Here is a 17,117-nt window from a genome sequence, read left to right on the forward strand (position 1 = left end):
CCCATGTCCGCAACGCTTTCCTTCACGGCCCCCACCGCTCACGGTCCGCGTGACATCACGCTCGCCTACGCGCGCGTGGGCGCCGGCGAGCCGCTGCTCCTGCTGCACGGCATAGGTCACCACCGGCAGGCCTGGGACCCGGTGGTCGACATCCTCGCCACCGAACGCGACGTGATAGCCGTGGACCTGCCGGGGTTCGGGCAGTCGTCCGCGCTGCCGCACGGCCTGCCGCACGATCTGCCGACGACGGTCGCGGTACTCGGCGCCTTCTGCGCCGCGCTGGGGCTCGACCGGCCGCACGTGGCCGGCAACTCGCTGGGCGGTCTGCTGGCCCTGGGGCTCGGTCGCGAGAACCTGGTGCGGTCGGTGACGGCCCTGTCCCCGGCCGGCTTCTGGACGCAGGCCGAGCGGCGTTACGCCTTCGGCGTCCTGATGGGGATGCGCCGGACCGCCCGGAGCCTGCCCCTCCCGCTGGTCGAGCGGCTGTCCCGCACCGCGGTCGGACGCACCGCGCTGACCAGTACGATCTACGCCCGCCCCGGCCGCCGCTCCCCCGAGGCGGTCGTCGCCGAGACGCTGGCGCTCGCACACGCGCAGGGGTTCGCCGAGACGCTCCGGGCCGGACGGAGCGTGCTGTTCACCGACGACGTGCCCGGCGTCCCCGTCACCGTGGCGTGGGGCGACCGGGACCGGCTGCTCCTGCCCCGGCAGGGCATACGCGCCAAGCGCACCATTCCGCGGGCCCGCCTGGTGCGGCTGCCCGGCTGCGGCCACGTCCCGATGAACGACGACCCGGCGCTGGTCGCCCGCGTTCTCCTGGACGGCAGCAGGACTCAATCGGCCAGTGCCTTGAGGACTTCGTTGAGCACGGTCGCGTTGTAGGGCATGCTCACGTGCGGGGTGTGGTCGTCCGGGTCGATGTCCTGAAGGACGATGTTGTTGACGTAGCGGCCCTCGGTCTTCGCGAGGGCGCACGACGTGTACGGAGTGACCACGTCGTCGTACCGGGTGGCGATGACGGTGTGGCGGACGCCCTCCGTCGTCTCGCCGAGATCGGCCAGCTCGCGCTGGAAGGGGTGGTCGTGCTGGAGTTGCGGCCAGGCCGGCACGACCTCCCCGACGGCGCCCTGTTCGAGCAGTTCCACCACGCCGGAAATCTGGCGGGCGAGGTTCATCAGCCCCTGTGCCGTGACCCCGTGGTTGCTGGGCGCGATGCCGACGAAGTTGCGCACCTTGGGTCCTCCGCCCAGGGCGTTCAGGTAGTAGCGCGGCACCATGCCGCCCTGCGAGAAGCCGACGAGGTCGACCTGATGGGTGCCGGTGCGGCGCAGCACCTCGTCGACGAAGTCGGCCAGTTGCCGGGCGGAGCGCTTGATGTCGCCGAGGCCGAAGATCACGGGGTGGCCGTGCTGGCCGTAGTCGAGCCGGAAGACCCGGTGACCGTGCTGTCGCAGCAGCGGTGCCGCCGTGTTCCAGGTGTAGCCCCGGTTGCCGAAGGTGCCGTGCACGAGCACCACCGGACGCGGATGCTCCTCGGTGGACGGGACGTTCCAGTCGTCCTCTCCCGCCTGTACGTCGACGGTCGCGACGACCTGCGCCCCGCAGGCTTCGGCGACCGCACGCAGGCGGTGCGGGGCCTCGGTGATGTCGGTGACGACGTCGTCCGAGGTGACGCCGGGGAGGCGGGGGTTGAGGTGGCTCATGGTGTTCTCCCGGATGCTCGCGGTGCAGGAGCGGCCGGCTCCCGGGCCGGTTCGGTGGGGCAGCTTCTGAAGGCGAGTACGGCGTTGTGGCCGCCGAAGCCGAAGGAATGGCTCAGGGCGAGGTCGACGGGCTGCTCCCGGCTGGTGCCGGTGACGGCGTTGATCTCGGCGTCTCCTTCCTGTTTCTCGAGGTTGGCCACGGGCGGCACCCGGCCGTGGGCCACGGACAGTGCGGTGATCGCCGCTTCGACCGCCCCGGCCGCGCCGAGCAGGTGGCCGAGGGTGCCCTTGACCGAGGTCACGGAGGGCCGGTGGGGGAAGAGGCGACCAATCAGACGGGCCTCGGCGGCGTCGTTGAGCGGCGTGCTGGTGCCGTGCGCGTTGATGTGCTGAACGTCCGCGGGGCGGGCGCCGGCGTCGTCGAGGGCCCGCCGCACGGCGAGGGCGGCGCCCTTGCCCTCGGGGTCGGGTGCCACGGGGTGGTGGGCGTCGGACGATGCCCCGTAGCCCGCCAGCAGGGCATAGCCGGAGCGGCCGCGGGCCCTGGCCGCACTCGCCGGCTCCAGGACCAGGGCCGCACCGCCCTCCGCCATGACGAAGCCGTCCCGGTCGGCGTCGAAGGGCCGGGAGGCGGCCCGCGGGTCGTCGCAGCGCCGGGACAGCGCGCCCATCCGGTCGAAGCCGGTGACCCAGAAGGGCTGTACGACCGCGTCGGAGGCGCCCGCGACGGCGATGTCGCAGGCCCCGGAGCGCAGGAGTTGCAGGGCGGTGCCGATGGCGGTGGCGCCGGAGGCGCAGGCGGTGACCGTGCACAGCGCCGGCCCCCGGGCCCGCAGGTGGATGGTGAGCTGTCCGGTGGCCATGTTGGGCAGGAACATCGGCAGCAGCAGCGGTGAGACGCGTGAGGTGCCCGCTTCCAGCAGTTTGCGGTGCTGTTCCAGCATGGTGCCGGTGCCGCCGGCCGAGCTGCCGAAGACCACCGCGACGCGGTCCGCGTCCCAGTCGGCCGGGTCCAGGCCGGCGTCGGAGACCGCCTCCAGGGCGGCGTAGAGGGCGAACTGGGTGAAGCGGTCGTACTGCCAGGGGCGTGAGCCCGGGACGTGACCGCGTGGAGAGAAGTCCGGTACGAGACAGGCGAAGTCGACCGGGAGGCCCTTGAGTTCGGGGACGTGCCGGGCGGTGGGGCGGCCCGCGCACACGCCGTCCCAGGTGGCCTCGCGACCGGTGCCGGCCGGAGTGACCAGGCCGATCCCGGTGACGGCGACGTCGGGACGGGCGCCGGTCACGACTTGACGGCCTCGACCATGAGGTCGGCCACGCCGGCCAGGGTGAGGTCCGGGTCGGCCTCGCCGTCCTGTACTTCGATGCCGAGTTCCTCGGTGAGTACGACGAAGAGCTCCACCACGGCCAGCGAGTCGAGGTCCAGCTGCTCGAAGGTCGCGGTGGGGACGATGGCCTCGGCGGGCACTTCGAACTTGTTGCTGAGAACCGAGGCGAGCAGGTCGTAGGCGCGGCTGTGGGGCGTGGTGTCGGTGGTCATGTCAGGGGTGTCCTTTGCAATCCGACGGGCGGTACCCCGGGGGTGGTGGGGTTCCGTGGGGCGGGGTTCGGTCGGGTGGGTTCCGTGGGGTGGGGTCCCGTGGTGGCGGGTCGGCGGTCAGCCGAGCGCGGCCGGTGCCTCCAACTCCTCCTTGACGTCCTTGAGCAGGGCCATGGCGTCCCTGCCGTTGACCACCCGGTGGTCGTAGACCAGGCCGAGGTGGACGAACCGGTGGGTTCGAGGAGTGCCCTGCGCGTCCAGGAGCACCTGGTCCTCGACGGCGCCGACGGAGATCACGCAGGTCTGGCCGGGGAAGACGATGGGGGTGGCCAGGACCATGCCCTCGGTGGTGTGCGGGGCGACCATGATGTTGGCCCCGGCGAGTTCGGCGGCCTGGAACGTGCCGCGGAACGCCTTGCTCCGGAAGCCGGTCAGCAGGTCGGCGATCCGGTCGCCGCTCAGCTCGGCGGCGTCGTGCACCACCGGGGTGTACAGACCCCGGCCCGCGTCCATGGTGACGCCCACATGGGCCCGTTCGCTCTCGCGCACCGCGCCGTCGTCGGTGAGCGCGGCGAACATCAGGGGATGTGCCGGGTGCCTGCGTGCCACCGCCTTGATCAGCAGGACGGGCAGGGAGACGAAACTGCCGGTGCGCTCGGACAGCTGCCGGGCCAGTTCCTCCGCCTGTCCGACGTCGACCTTGGCGTAGGCGGCCGCGGCCGGGACGGTCCGCATCGACTCGGTCACCACCGCACCCACCGTCCGCTGCCGCTTGGACAGTTGGCGCCCGGCGGAGGCGGGCTCCGACGCGGCCCGCCGCACCAGGGCCTCGACATCGGCCGTACGGATGACCGTGCGCCCGAGACCGCGCAGCTCGGCCTCGGACACGCCGTGGCGGTCGGCGAGCTCACGGGCCGCGTTGGTGATGCTCAGCTCCGCGCCGGGGGGTGCGGATGTCGCCGCCGGGGTCGCGGCCGACGCCCGGTAGGAGTCGCGCTCCTCGGCCGACTCGAAGAGGTAGGCGATGGTCTGCCCCGGCCGGCACTCCTGGCCGCCGCCGACGAGGACGTGCAGGATCCCTGGGCCGGTGCTCTCGATCTCCTCACTGGCCTTGGAGGTCTCCACGACCGCCAGCGGTTCCTCGCCCTCGATGCTGTTGCCGTCGGGGACGAGCCACTCGACCAGGGTGTAGCTGGAGTCGTTCGTGTTGAGCGTGGGCAGCTCGATGCCGATCACTTCGTCGCCTCCATGATCGCGCGGTGGATGGTGGACGGCTGGAGCAGCACGTCGTGCTCCAGGTGCGCCGCGGTCGGGACGATGCTCGGCTCGGCGCTCAGCGGCAGTACCGGGCGGGCCAGTCGGCTCCACAGCTGCTCGTGGAGTTGCTGTGCGAGCAGTTCGCCCCAGGTCCCGTCGGCCGTGGAGTCCTCCAGGACACAGATGCGGTCGGCACGGGACAGCACCGGGAGCAGCGCCTTGCTGTCGAAGGGGTAGAGCTGGGAGGGCACCAGCAGTTCACACGTGATCTCCTCTTCGAGGAGCAGGCTGCGCAGGGCGGTGACGGCCCGTTCGGTGAGCCCGCCCGGGGCCAGAACGATCCAGTCGGGGGGCCCGCAGTCCGGCGCGAACACCCGGGCGGTCTCGCTGGGATCGGCCAGCGCCTCGTAGCGGAAGAGGTCGTCCACGACCCCCTCCTGGTACATGGCGCGGGTGTAGAGCACCTTGTCCTCGAAGAGCACACCGGGCTCCTCGCGGTCGAGCATCGCGGTCAGTACGCGCTGGTTGTCGTGGAACGGGGAGACTTCCCGCAGGTGCAGCGAGGGAATGCCGAGGAAGTGCTTCTGCAGGCTCTGGCTGTGCGTCGGGCCGTACCCCCGGTTGCCGCCGGTGGGGCAGCGGACGACCATGCTCATCGGGACCCTGCGGCCGTACATCGACACGGACTTGGCGGCGAAGTTCAGCAGCGGGTCGAAGGCCAGTGCGGCGAAGTCCGAGAACATCATCTCGACCACGGACCGGTTGCCCGCCAGGGCCAGGCCCGCGCCCACGCCGGCGATGCCGCCCTCACTCAGCGGTGAGGACAGCACCCGGTCGGGGAAGCGGTCGGAGAGCCCCCGGGTCACCTTGAACGCCCCGCCGTAGGGGTCGGCGACGTCCTCACCGATCAGATACGTGCCGGGGTGGGCGCCGAGGAGGTGGTGCAGTGCGCTGTTGAGGTTCTCGGCCACACGCTGGCGCCTGGTCATCGGGCCTCCCATCGGGACGCCGGACGCGCGCCGACCTCTCGTACGACGGCGGCGACGGCCTGAGCCTGTGCCTGGTCGGCGGCGGCGAACTGCGCGGGATGGTCCTGTCGGTAGCGGCGGTACCAGTCGTGCCGGGCCGCTCGCTCACGGACCTCGGCCGCGCGGGTGTCGTCCCCCTTGCTGTGCGGGCCCACGCGGTGGGTGACGCACTCGACCACGTACGGCCGGTGCCGGTCGCGGACCTGCTCGACCACGGGGGCGAGGGCGGCGCGTACGTCGGTGACGTCCACGGAGTCGATCCGCAGGTGGCCGACGCCGAAGGCCGCCGCCCGGGCCGCGACGGTGCCGGACATCTGCCGCTCGGTCGGTGTCGACTGGGCGATCCCGTTGTGCTCCACCACGACGAGCACCGGGGCCTGCCACAGCTGCGCCATGTTGAGCGCCTCGTACACGGCGCCCTCGCCCCAGGTGCCGTCGCCGATGTGGACCACCGCGATCCGGCCCGGCTCGGCCTGCTTCAGGTGCAGGCCGACTCCCACGGCGACGGGCAGGCTCTGGCCCTGTACGCCGGTCGACAGGTAGCGGTCTCGGTAGATGTGCTGGCTGCCGCCCACGCCGTGGCAGACGGCACCGGCCCGTCCCATGATCTCCGCGAGCAGACCGTGCGGGTCGTGGAAGCGGGCCAGGTAGTGGCCGTGCCCGCGGTGGTTGCTGAAGACGTAGTCGCCGTCGTCCAGCAGCGGGTAGAGCGCGACGGGGATGTACTCCTGGCCGAGGCAGGTGTGCGTGGTGCCGTGCAGCCGGCCCTGGGAGAACAGCTCAAGGACGGCCAGTTCGAAGTGGCGGATCATCAGCAGGGTGCCGAGATCGGCGTCGGACAGACGGGACAGGGGACGGGCCACGGCACCGGCTTCGGGTGCGCCGACGGCCCTGAGGTCGACCGCGGGGGACGCGGACGTGACGTTCATGAGGTGCTCCTTAAGGAAGTTCGACCACCTGGGCGCACCAGGTCAGCCCGGCGCCGAAGCCCAGCAGCAGCGCCTTGTCGCCGGGCCGCACGGTGGCCGAGGCGAGCAGCGACTCCAGAGCCAGCGGGATGGACGCCGAACTGGTGTTGCCGTCGGTGACGATGCTGCGGGCGATCGCCACGTGCTCGGGCGGGCGCAGTCGGCGCACCATCGCGTCGATCAGCCGCCCGTTGCACTGGTGCGGCACGAAGGCGCCGATGTCGTCCCAGGTGAGCCCGGCCGCGTCGAGTGCCTCCTGGGCCACTTGCGGCATGTGCGAACCGAACCAGCGGACCACCCGGGTGCCGTCCATGTGCATGTACGGGCGGGCGGCACCGGGTTTGGGCGGGGCGCTGGTCATCCAGGGCTCACCGGGGCCGTGGGTGCCCCACACCGCCGGTCCGATCCCGGGGTGCTCCGCGGCGCTGACCACCGCGGCCCCGGCGGCATCGCCGAAGACCATGACGGTCGCGCAGTCGTCGGGGTCGGTGATGTCGCTCAGCCGCTCGGCGGCGACGACCAGGATCTGACGCGCCTGCTGTGCGGCGATGAGTCCGGAGGCCAGGCTCAGCCCGTAACCGAACCCGGCGCACCCGCCGTTGACGTCGAACCCGCCGGCCCGGCCGGCGCCGATGCGGTGGGTGAGACTGGCGGCCCGGCACGATGCCTGGCCGACGCTGCTGGCGGAGGAGAACAGGACACAGTCCAGGTCCTGGGCGAGCACGCCCGCGTGGGCCAGGGCCTTGTCCGCCGCCTGCGCGGCCATCTCGACGAAGGTGTCGTCGGGGTCGGCCTTCAGCCTGGTCCGGATCCCGGTGATCTGCTCGATATAGCCGTCCTCGTGACCGAACCTGGTGTCGAGTTCGGCGCTGGTGAGCAGGCCACCGGGGCGGTAGACGCCGATGCCGGTCAGCCGTCCCGCGCCCCGGGCCATCAGCGGGCTCCGTCCGCCGCGGCGACGGCCGCCTGGCCGTTCACGTAGTCGAGGGTCCGTCGGACGGTGCGCAGGTCGTGCACCGCCTCGTCCGGGATGGGAACGCCGTAGCGCTCCTGGATCCGCTCGGCCAGTTCGATGACGGCCATCGAGTCGAAACCCAGCGATGTGAAGGGCGCGTCGGCCGGCTGCTCCGAGAGCGCCCGGGCCGCTTCGGCGCCGGCGATCTCGGCCACCATCGCCGTCAGGTCTTCCAGGGTGAAAGGGGACATTGCGGAAACTCCAGCTGTTGAGATGCGGGGAGGGTGACGTGAGGCACGGGAGGAGAGGACCGTGCGTGGGTCACTGGGCGGGCAGCAGGGCGTCGCGGCTCAGGAAGGCGAGCATCCTGCGGAAGTAGTCGGAGTCGAGCACGGGCGGGGCCCGGTGCGCGGACACCGCGGTGGTACCGGCTGTGTCCTGACCCGGGGCCGGGATCATCTGCCGGAGGGTCTCGCCGGCCAGCCGCAGGGTGCTGCGGGGGACCTTGTCGCCCAGGTCGCGAAGCCGCTCCAGCCAGGTGTCGAACGGAACGAGCGGAAGGTCGACACCCGCGTCCGCGAAGCCCTGGAAGTACGACCGGAAGGGCAGCGGTTCGGGATCGATCACGTGGAACACCTGTCCTCGGGCACGTCGGCTCAGGGACAGGTCGACGATGGCGCGGCTGGTGAAGTCGACCGTGCCCACCGGCAGGAGACCGGGGTGGTCGGGGGCGCAGCCGGCGCGGATGCTCGCCGTCGTCAGGTGGACGAACCAGTCCGCCTTCCCCACCAGGCCGGTGCGCGAGTCCGCCAGGATCACACCGGGCCGGTGCACCATCGTGGGCGATCCGCGGTCCGCGGCCTGCGCGACCAACTGCTCGGCGACCCATTTGGTGGCGCAGTAACCGGAGACGCCGGTCCCGGCCTCCCGGGCCGCCGGGATCACCCCCATCGTCGAGATGTAGTGCACGGGAATGCGGCGGGTCCGGGTCGCCAGTCTCAGGATTTCCAGGGTCCCCGACACATTGCAGCCGCGCAGGATCGGGTAACTCGCCAGAAGGTTGACCCAGGCACCGCAGTGGTAAATGACGTCGATGCCGCGCGAGAGGCCCGTGAACTCCTCGTCGGTCAGGCCGAACCGCGGCTTCGCCAGGCTGCCGGGCACGACGTCGACCCGGGACATGTGGTGCTCGGGCACATCCCGGGCGCGCAACTGACCGGCGATCCGCTCCCGGGCCTGAGCGGCCGACTCCGCTCTCACCAGGCAATGGATTCGAGCGTCGGTGGCATCCAGCAGGTCGGCGAGCAGGAAACCGCCGAGGAATCCCGTGGCGCCCGTCAGCAGAATTCTCTCGGGCGACTCTTCGGAAACATCCGGCAGAGCCGACGCATCGATTTCCGCCGGAAGTCGCAGATCGTCGCTGATCGGGAAACTGGCCATACCAACACCGCATTTCAGCACAGGCGAGATTCGGTCCTGCCCTGAACACTCCCCGCACCTCACGAGGTCTACTACAGAAATCTTCCACCAGTGGGAGCGCAGGGCGCATCCTCCCGGCCGTCACCCGCTCCCGCACCACTATCACGGGTGAGTAGGGCTCATTCATTCGAACAGACCACGGCTCCGAATGGACGGCCGGAACGTACGCCCGGAGCGCGTTACCGATATCGCGCGCCGTCGGTTGCACACCAACGCGCTTACACGGACGGAGCGTTGCGAAACGGGGGGCGGGGGGCGGGAGCGGCCCGAGCGTAAAGACAGGTGAGACGGACACAGCCAATGGGTCGCGAGACAAGGGGGGTTGGGCCATGGCCTCAGGGCCGAAGATGCCGGAGGACCCCGATCCCGGTGGGAGCGGGGCGAGTTCACACTCCGGTCCATCGAAGGTGTTGCCCGAGGCATGGCAGCCTCTGCTCGACCGCCCCGCCCTCGCGGAGCTGCTCGGGCACCCCCTCGCGGGCGCCGCGCTGGAGGAGATGTGCCGGCTCCTGCCACCCCGCGTCGCCGTGCACTCCCTGCGGACGTTCCTGCTGGCCGACGCCTGTGCGCGGACCCACGGGACCGCCTACGACCGGGTCGGCCTGCTGGCCGCCGCGGCGTTCCACGACGCCGGGCTGGTAGGGCGCACTCCGCTCGGTCGCGGTGGATTCCCGCGCCGCTCCGCCCAGTTGCTCGACCGCTTCCTGGCCCGGCAGCAGGTGGGCACGGTGCGGCGCACGACCCTCACGCGTGCGGTGCGCGAGCACATGCGGCCGTTTCCCGCTCGCGACGCCGGACCCGAGGCGCGGCTGCTGCACTTCGGCGTGTGGCTGGACGTCACCGGGCGCGGCGAGCGGCAAGTGCCCGGTGACCGCCGCAGGTTGGCCCAACTGGCGCCCACCCCCTGCTTCGCCGTGTCCTTCTCCGCCCGGTTGGTGGCCTGCGGGCTGCGCCGGGTGCTGCCGGGCTCCCCGGTCGCCCACCGGTGACCGGGGAGCCCGGCGACTCGCTCTTCCCGTCGCGAAAGGAACCGCAGACATGCAAGAAGACCAGCGTGTTTTCGATGTCGCCATCGTCGGAGGCGGCATCGGCGGGACGATGCTGGGGACCGTACTCGCACGTCACGGCGTGCGAGTGCTGCTGCTCGAAGGCAGCGGCCACCCCCGGTTCGCCATCGGAGAGTCCACCGTCCCCGAGACCACGTTCGGGCTCCGGGTCCTGGCCGGCCGCTACGACGTCCCTGAGCTCGATCACCTGGCGACCAACGCGGCACTGCGCCGCCACGTGTCGTCGAACAGCGGGGTCAAGCGAAACTTCAGCTTCATCTACCACCGGGAAGGTGAGCCCACCCGGCCCGACGAGTGCACCCAGTACCCCACCTGGGGACCTCCGCTCGGTCCCGACTCGCACTACTTCCGGCAGGACGTGGACGCGTACATGTTCCACGTCGCCGTGTCCTACGGCGTGACCGCGTACACCCACACCATGGTCGACGACGTGAAGTTCGAGGAGGACGGCGCCACTCTCGTCACCCGGGACCGGGGCACCTTCCGGGCCTCGTACGTGGTCGACGCCGGCGGCATGCGGGCGGTCCTGCCCGAGCGCCTCGGGCTGCGGCAGGAACCGCCCTACCGCACGAGGTCGCGCACGATCTTCACGCACATGGTGGATGTGCGCCCGTTCGACGCCGTGGCGCCTTCGCGTGCGCAGCACGGCATGCCCAGCCCGTTCAGCCAGGGAACGCTCCACCACATGTTCCCGGGCGGATGGTTCTGGGTCATCCCGTTCGACAACCAGACGGCCGGCACGAACCAGTTGTGCAGTGTCGGCCTCAACCTCGATCTCGACCAGCACCCCCGGCCGGAGGGCATCTCGGCGGAAGAGGAGTTCTGGCAGTACGTGCGCCGGTTCCCCAGTGTGGCCCGGCAGTTCGAGCGGGCGCGGGCGGTCCGGCCGTACGTGTCCACCGACCGCACCCAGTTCGCCTCGCAGAAGGTCGTCGGCGACCGGTGGTGCCTGCTGCCGCACGCCAGTGACTTCATCGACCCGCTCTTCTCCAGTGGACTCGCCGTCACCGTGATGGCGCTCAACGCCCTGGGCCACCGGCTGATCGACGCGGTGCGCCAGAACGACTTCGACACCGCCCGGTTCGCGTACCTGGACCACTGGACCAAGCGCATGTTCCGGTTCTACGACGACCTGGTGTCCTGCAGCTACATCGCGTTCGACGACTTCGACCTGTGGAACGCCTGGAACCGCGTGTGGACCATCACCACGCTGTACGGCACGAACGCCCAGAACCAGGCCGCCGTGACGTTCGACAAGACGCACGACCCGGCCTGTTTCGACATGCTGGAGCAGCCGCCGTACCGAGGTCTCCAGGGTATGGACAACCCCTGGGTGGAGCGGATGTTCGACCAGTCGCGGGACGCCGTACTCGCCTATCGTGCGGGCGAGTTGACGAAGGAGCAGACGATCGCACGCATCTACGAGCTGCTGGGCGAGAGCGGACTGGTCCCGTCGGTGTGGGGCACCCTGGACCCCGAAGACCGGTGCCCGTCCGGGGTGTTCACCCTCTGGCCGCTGATGAAGATCCTGCTGTGGGGCAAGTACCGCTCGCCGCAGCACGTCCGGGGCTCCTACTTCACCGGCGGAGCGCGGCTGGTGGGCAAGGAGGCGGTCCAGGCGTACACCACCGAGCTGCGCGCCGGCAGCTCCCAAGTGCACCAGATCGCACGGGACATGTGGCGCAACTGGAACCGCGACTGGGCGCGGCGGCCCGCACCGCGGAAATGAGCACGGAAAAACATTTCTGCCGACTGACGGAGGCGCATATTCCGGTTTGCCGCTCCAGGGCCTCGGGTAGGAAAACCACATGGCCGACAAATGGAAAGTCGGCCGCGGTTCTCCCCGCTCAATCCGAGAGACAACGGGCTGCAATCCACGATGGTGCGACATTCCACCTGCCAATCGCCCGCTGAATGCTCCTGGGAAGAAATCTTCCAGCATCAGGACCGCCTCATGCGGCTGGTTCGGCGAAGACTACCGAGTTTTCAGGACGCCGAGGACTGCGTCCAGGAAACCATGGCCCGGGCAGCCGCCCACGCCACGTTGGACAGGAATCGACTCGGTGCCTTTCTGACGTCCGTGGCGCTTCGCCTCTGCATCGACTTCTACCGCGACATGGACCGTCGCAGCAGACTGCTCCAGCGTGCGGCGCTCGCGGAAACCCCGGGCACGACCGAGGAGGACGTCTGCGACGAGGACTTCGGCAGATGGCTTCTGGGTCAAGTACAACACCTGCGGGGGCGGGAGCAGGAGGTCATACTCGCCCGCGCCAAGGGCATTTCCACTGCGGAATTCGCCCGCATACACAACATCTCCGTCAAGGCGGCCGAAGCCGCCTTCACCAGGGGCCGCGCACGATTGAAGAACGTCTGCGCGAAAGCCTTGGAAGGCTGCGCCCGATAACACCCGAAAACCGCACCTCTCCCATCGCAGAGAAACGGAAAGGGACCCCACTCATGGGCAACAGCAAGAACGTCCAGGACATCTTCAAGGATTTGGTCGGTGATATGACCGACAGCTGGAAGGATGCCTTCGACGACCTCCTGAACCGGGACGACGACTCAGGGTCGTCGCGCGGCTCGGGATCGTCGCGCCGCTCCGGCAACGCCGTCGACACACTGGCCGGGCTGCCCCCGAACGCCCTCGCCGCGCTGGCCGGGGCCGTCAACCCGGCGACCGCGCTCGCGGGTGTCACCAATCCGCTGGCCGCCCTCGGCGGGGCCGGCGCGGCCGGCAACCCGCTCGCCGGCCTCGCGGCGCAGAACCCCCTGGCCGCGCTCACCGGTGCCGGGGGCGGCGGCAACCCGCTCGCGGCCGCGCTGGGCGGGGCGGGCAACCCCCTGGCCGCGCTGGGCGGGGCGGCCAATCCGCTCGCCGCGGTCGGCGGCGCGGCCGGCGCGCTCGGCGGGCTCGGTCAGCTGGCCGGTGGCCTCGGACACGCGGCGAGCGGGGCGGGCGACCTGATGGCGCTCCCGTCCCAGCTCACCCAGCTGCTCCAGGTGCTGCCCAAGCTCCTCGAGGCGGTCCAGGGCCTGCAGAACCTGACCAACCTGCCGGCCCAGGCCGGGCAGCAAGGGCTGGCGGCCCTGCAGGGCCTGACCGGTCAGCAGGGGCCGGGCGGTAAGCCGTCCCAGGGCGGACAGTCCTCGAGCTGACCGGCCGTGCCACCGTCCCGTCCGGCCGTCTCCGTGGTGCACGCCGACCGCCGTGCCGTACCCGGATCCCGATCTGAGGAGGATCACACACGATGACGTCCGTCGTCGGCGATCGGCTGCGTCTCGTGGTCAGGGTCCTGGGCAGCCTCGTGGCCGACGAGGTGGGACAGGCGACCGGGCTGCGGAGGCGTACGAAACGGGACACGCGGTCCCCGGCGGAGGGCCTCGTCGGCTCCGCCGGGTCCGCTGCCGAGGCCACCGCCGGGGCGGAGCAGCGCCGCGCCAAGGCGGTACGGCATGCCCTGGAGAGCCTCGGTCCCTTCTATGTGAAACTCGGCCAGGTCCTCTCCACCCGGCCCGACATGGTCCCCCAGTCCATCCGGGACGAACTGCAGAACCTGCACGACGAGGTCGACGTCCAGCCGTTCTCGGAGTTCGAGCCGGTACTGGCCCGGGACCTCGGGCCGAACTGGAAGCTGCGCTTCGACGACATCGAGACCGTCGCCCCGCTGGGGGCGGCGTCCCTCGCCCAGGTCTACCGCGTGACGCTGCCCGGCGGGCGCGCGGCCGTGGTGAAGATCCAGCGACCCGGCATCCGCGAGGGCGTACTCGCGGACATGGCCCTGATGCGCCGGGCGTCGAAGATCGTGGCCCGTGTCGCTCCCCGGTTCAACGAGGTCATCGACGTCGAGGCGATGCTCGGCTCGGTCTTCGACGCCATGGAGCCGGAGCTGGACTTCACCGGCGAGGCCCGCAACATGGACGAGGCCCGCGGGCAGGTCCGGTCGTTCCGTTCGCTGGAGGTGCCCCGGGTCCTGCACGCCAGCCCCCGGGTCCTGGTCCAGTCGCTGGCCGACGGGAAGTCGGTGCGGCACGTCGACCGCGCCCACTTCACGGACGACGAGCGCGTGGAGATCGGCAAGGACCTGCTGCGGTTCATGTACCACGGGTACTTCGTCCATCGCTTCTTCCACGCCGACCCGCACGCCGGCAACGTCTTCGCCGCTCCCGGCGGACCCGCGACGCTGATCGACTGGGGCATGGTCGGCCGCCTGGACCGCAGGACCAGTCTTCAGCTGCTGCCGCTGTTCATGGCCATGGCGCAGAACGACGGGGCCGGGCTGGCGCAGCACTGGGCGGAGATGGGCCGGCTGACGCCGTGGGCCAACATGCCCGCGTTCGCCGCCGACATGGCCGCGTTCGTGCCCACGGTCTCCCATCTCTCACTGGAGGACATGAACTTCGGCGTCGCGCTCACCACCGTGCTGGCCAAGGCGACCAAACGCGGCATCGGTTCGCCGCCGGCCGTCTCGCTGCTGGGCAAGTCCTTCGCGAACCTGGACGGTTCGGTGCGGTGCCTGGCTCCCGAGATCACACTGCCCGAGGTGTTCCAGGCGGAGGTGCCGAAGATCCTTTTCGCACTGGGCCGCGATTTCCTCGGCCGCAACCAGTTCGCCCGGAACTCCATGGAGCTTCTGCTGGCCGCCGTCACCAGTCCCGAACAGGTCCGGGGCGTCCTCTCCGACGTGGCCAACCGTCAGTTCGCACTGAACATCCACGAGCCGCGCACCCCCGCCGCGATGGGCGGCCAGCGGCCCGCCCGCCCCTCCAAAAGCCTGCTCGCGCTGGGTGCCGCGGCCTTCCTGCTGGGCCGTCGCCGCTCCGGATGATCCGGGTCCGCACAGCCGCCCCGCCCCACCTCAAGGAGATCCATGCCGGAATCCACACGTCCGCAGTCACCGTTCGCGCCGGCCGCCGCAACCCCGCACGGCATTTCCCGCGCGGCGCTCTGGACGGCCGCCGCACACGCGGCGGAGCACCTCCGGCCCGCGCCGCTCGTCCGCGACCCGTGGGCCGCCGACTTCCTCCACGCGGCCGGGTTCGACGGGGGCCCGCCCGGTGACGGACCGCTGCAGCGCATGCTGCCCGACTATCAGGTGGTACGCACCCGCTTCTTCGACGACTACCTTCTCGCCGCGGCCCGTTCGGGCTGCCGCCAGGTGGTGCTGCTCGGCGCCGGTCTCGACACCCGTGCCTTCCGGCTCGACTGGCCGACCGGGGTGCACGTCTTCGAGGTGGAGGACGCGGCCGTACATGCCTTCAAGGAGTACGTACTGGACTGGAGCCGGCTCTCCTGCGGACGCCGCACCGTCGTCGAAGCCGACGGCGCGGCATCCTGGCAAGAGGAGCTCAAGACGGCGGGATTCGATCCCGGCAGGCCCACCGCATGGCTCTGCGAGGCACCCCTGTACTTCCTTCAGCCCCCGGAGGCGGAGGCTGTCGTCACCGTGATGACCGAACTCTCCGCCCCCGGGAGCACGTTCGGCGCCGAGTGCGTGAACTCCGCGACCATGTCGTCCCCGTTCGTCGCGCCCTTCATGGACGCCCTGTCGACGATCGGACTGGCCTGGAACTGGCAGATCGCCGATCCGGGGCGCTGGTGGGCCGAGCGCGGCTGGGATGCGGCGGCCGCCGACCTGTACACGCTGCCGTACGCGGTCGAGCGCCTCACCCCGTATCTGCCGCTGATCGGCACGTCCGCCGCGGAGAGCGTCTTCCTCACCACCGGCACGCTGCGCGGCACACCCTGACACGGCATCACGCACGGGCCTCGGACGCACCGTCCGGGGCCCGCGCGTGATGCCGTGGCTACGGCCGCTCCAGCTCCAGCAGCGCCGCGAGCCACAGGTCGGGGAGTTCGTCCGCGGTCGCCAGCGCCTCGTCGTGAACGACGGTCAAGCACGCGGTGTCGTGCTGGCTCGTCAGCGTCGTCACACACCGGATGCCCGACGCGACGCCGGCGAAGACGGCCGCGCGGCGGGCCGCGACCCCCTGGTGGACCAGGGCCGTGCCGAAGTTCACGCTGCTCACCGGGCCGGCCACGAACGCCCCGCGGACCAGGCGGGTGCCGACGGTGGCGCCGAGCGACCGCGGGGAGGCGGACAGCAGCAGGCGCATGGCGTCGCGCCGCCGGCTCTCCCGCAGCCGGCCCGTGCGGGCGACGACCCGGGCCAGGGCCCGCTGGGGCGACTCCTCGTCGCAGGGCAGCAGGAGCCGGGCGGTGACCATGCGGTTGCCCGGGGCGTACTCCTCCCCCGGGGCCCGGACCGACATCGGGATCGACACGGGCAACGGCGGATGGGCCGAGCCGGTGTCCTTCAGGTACCAGGTGCGGACGGCGTGGGACAGGGCCGCGAGATAGACGTCCGTGACCGTGCCGCCGTGCGCGCGGGCGATGGCGCGCAGCCGGGCCAGCGGGGTGTCGGCGTGGCAGACGTCGACGCGGCCCGTGGATTCTCCGTCGAACGCGGGTTTCGGGGTGGGCGCGCGGAAGGCGGCCACCACCTCGCCCAGGGCGTCCGCGAGGCCGTGTCCGGTGGGCCGGGCGGGACGCTGTGGGGCCGGTGCGCCCTCGGGGTGGTCTCCGAGGAGGGCGCGGGCGGTGTAGGCGGCGCCCATGCCGTCCTGGAAGGTGTGGTCGGTTCGGTAGACCAGGGTGTGGCGGTCCGCCGGGCCGTGGACCAGCCACACGTCCCAGGGCGGCCCGTCGTCCGTGCTCATCGGCCGGGACAGCATCAGGCGGCTGGTCGCCGACCCGTCGGTGTCCTCGGGCAGCCACGCCTCGTGCACGTGCCGGTCCACCGCGATCCGGTCCACTCGCCGGAATTTCCCGCGATCCCGTGCGATGCGGTAGCGCAACGTCGGGACGCGGTGGGCGCGTTCGGCGACCCGCGCGCGTACGGAGTCCAGGGTGGGGGCACGGCCTTCGAACCCGAATGTGAACGCGAGGGGCACGGGGTTGCCGCCCGTCGCGAGGTGGAAGGCGACATCCACGGTTCCCATGGACAGGGCCGACGGCAGGCGGCCGTCCGTACCGAAGTCGGGTCGCATTGTGGAACCTCCTGGTCGGGTTATGAGGGTGGTCTGTCGGGCTGCGCGGCCGGGGCCTGCGGAGCTGGGGTAC

Annotated in this window: 17 protein-coding genes; 7 read left to right on the forward strand and 10 right to left on the reverse strand. The window is 71.2% G+C overall.

The annotated features are described in order from the left end of the window. Positions 1–3: 3 nt before the first annotated feature. Positions 4–882 carry an alpha/beta fold hydrolase gene (locus tag IE258_RS16635; RefSeq protein WP_189744197.1) on the forward strand — a complete coding sequence of 293 codons (879 nt, stop codon included), beginning with the start codon at positions 4–6 and terminating at the stop codon, positions 880–882. Here the strand turns inward: IE258_RS16635 and IE258_RS16640 are convergent. The 9 genes from IE258_RS16640 to IE258_RS16680 form a co-directional block, all read right to left on the reverse strand. Continuing rightward, complete coding sequence (locus IE258_RS16640; protein ID WP_189744199.1) at positions 834–1,703, reverse strand: esterase/lipase family protein; 870 nt, start codon at positions 1,701–1,703, stop codon at positions 834–836. The two genes, IE258_RS16635 and IE258_RS16640, sit on opposite strands and share 49 nt — an antisense overlap. Then, positions 1,700–2,989, reverse strand: a complete 1,290-nt coding sequence (locus tag IE258_RS16645; RefSeq protein ID WP_189744201.1) for a beta-ketoacyl-[acyl-carrier-protein] synthase family protein — start codon at positions 2,987–2,989, stop codon at positions 1,700–1,702. Before IE258_RS16645 ends, IE258_RS16640 begins: the two co-directional genes overlap by 4 nt. Next, positions 2,986–3,243, reverse strand: coding sequence for an acyl carrier protein (locus IE258_RS16650; RefSeq protein WP_159324739.1), 258 nt, complete (start codon positions 3,241–3,243; stop codon positions 2,986–2,988). Before IE258_RS16650 ends, IE258_RS16645 begins: the two co-directional genes overlap by 4 nt. Before the next feature lie 117 nt (positions 3,244–3,360). Next, complete coding sequence (locus IE258_RS16655; RefSeq protein WP_189744203.1) at positions 3,361–4,479, reverse strand: 2-oxo acid dehydrogenase subunit E2; 1,119 nt, start codon at positions 4,477–4,479, stop codon at positions 3,361–3,363. Next, on the reverse strand, positions 4,476–5,489 hold the full coding sequence (locus tag IE258_RS16660; protein ID WP_189744205.1) for an alpha-ketoacid dehydrogenase subunit beta: 1,014 nt from the start codon (positions 5,487–5,489) through the stop codon (positions 4,476–4,478). The genes IE258_RS16655 and IE258_RS16660 overlap by 4 nt, the downstream gene beginning before the upstream one ends. After that, positions 5,486–6,457, reverse strand: coding sequence for a thiamine pyrophosphate-dependent dehydrogenase E1 component subunit alpha (locus tag IE258_RS16665; protein ID WP_189744207.1), 972 nt, complete (start codon positions 6,455–6,457; stop codon positions 5,486–5,488). Before IE258_RS16665 ends, IE258_RS16660 begins: the two co-directional genes overlap by 4 nt. A 10-nt stretch (positions 6,458–6,467) precedes the next feature. Further along, positions 6,468–7,430 (reverse strand): ketoacyl-ACP synthase III, encoded by a 963-nt coding sequence (locus tag IE258_RS16670; RefSeq protein ID WP_189744208.1) that lies wholly within the window; start codon positions 7,428–7,430, stop codon positions 6,468–6,470. Further along, positions 7,430–7,702, reverse strand: a complete 273-nt coding sequence (locus IE258_RS16675; RefSeq protein ID WP_127893855.1) for an acyl carrier protein — start codon at positions 7,700–7,702, stop codon at positions 7,430–7,432. Before IE258_RS16675 ends, IE258_RS16670 begins: the two co-directional genes overlap by 1 nt. 70 nt (positions 7,703–7,772) lie before the next feature. Next, entirely contained in the window at positions 7,773–8,891 is a 1,119-nt protein-coding gene (locus tag IE258_RS16680; protein WP_189744210.1) for an SDR family oxidoreductase, read from the reverse strand. A gap of 446 nt (positions 8,892–9,337) precedes the next feature. On the opposite strand from IE258_RS16680, the gene IE258_RS16685 reads away from it, so the two are divergent. The 6 genes from IE258_RS16685 to IE258_RS16710 all read left to right on the forward strand — a co-directional run bounded on the left by IE258_RS16685 (position 9,338) and on the right by IE258_RS16710 (position 15,744). After that, positions 9,338–9,919: an HD domain-containing protein gene (locus tag IE258_RS16685; RefSeq protein WP_229892157.1), complete on the forward strand. Its 582-nt coding sequence runs from the start codon at positions 9,338–9,340 to the stop codon at positions 9,917–9,919. 49 nt (positions 9,920–9,968) lie between these two features. Continuing rightward, positions 9,969–11,726, forward strand: coding sequence for an NAD(P)/FAD-dependent oxidoreductase (locus IE258_RS16690; protein WP_189744214.1), 1,758 nt, complete (start codon positions 9,969–9,971; stop codon positions 11,724–11,726). A 90-nt stretch (positions 11,727–11,816) separates the two neighbouring features. Continuing rightward, positions 11,817–12,401 carry an RNA polymerase sigma factor gene (locus IE258_RS16695; protein ID WP_189744217.1) on the forward strand — a complete coding sequence of 195 codons (585 nt, stop codon included), beginning with the start codon at positions 11,817–11,819 and terminating at the stop codon, positions 12,399–12,401. Between the two features lie 53 nt (positions 12,402–12,454). Next, positions 12,455–13,153, forward strand: a complete 699-nt coding sequence (locus IE258_RS16700) for a hypothetical protein (protein WP_189744219.1) — start codon at positions 12,455–12,457, stop codon at positions 13,151–13,153. Between the two features lie 92 nt (positions 13,154–13,245). Continuing rightward, entirely contained in the window at positions 13,246–14,823 is a 1,578-nt protein-coding gene (locus tag IE258_RS16705) for an ABC1 kinase family protein (RefSeq protein WP_189744221.1), read from the forward strand. Between the two features lie 42 nt (positions 14,824–14,865). Further along, a complete protein-coding gene (locus IE258_RS16710) occupies positions 14,866–15,744 on the forward strand; it encodes an SAM-dependent methyltransferase (RefSeq protein WP_189744223.1) in 879 nt (292 codons plus the stop codon). A gap of 58 nt (positions 15,745–15,802) precedes the next feature. Here the strand turns inward: IE258_RS16710 and IE258_RS16715 are convergent, their stop codons facing one another. Next, positions 15,803–17,044 carry a wax ester/triacylglycerol synthase domain-containing protein gene (locus IE258_RS16715; RefSeq protein ID WP_189744225.1) on the reverse strand — a complete coding sequence of 414 codons (1,242 nt, stop codon included), beginning with the start codon at positions 17,042–17,044 and terminating at the stop codon, positions 15,803–15,805. Positions 17,045–17,117: the final 73 nt, after the last annotated feature.

It is taken from the genome of Streptomyces tendae (genome assembly GCF_014650435.1).
GTDB lineage: Bacteria > Actinomycetota > Actinomycetes > Streptomycetales > Streptomycetaceae > Streptomyces > Streptomyces tendae.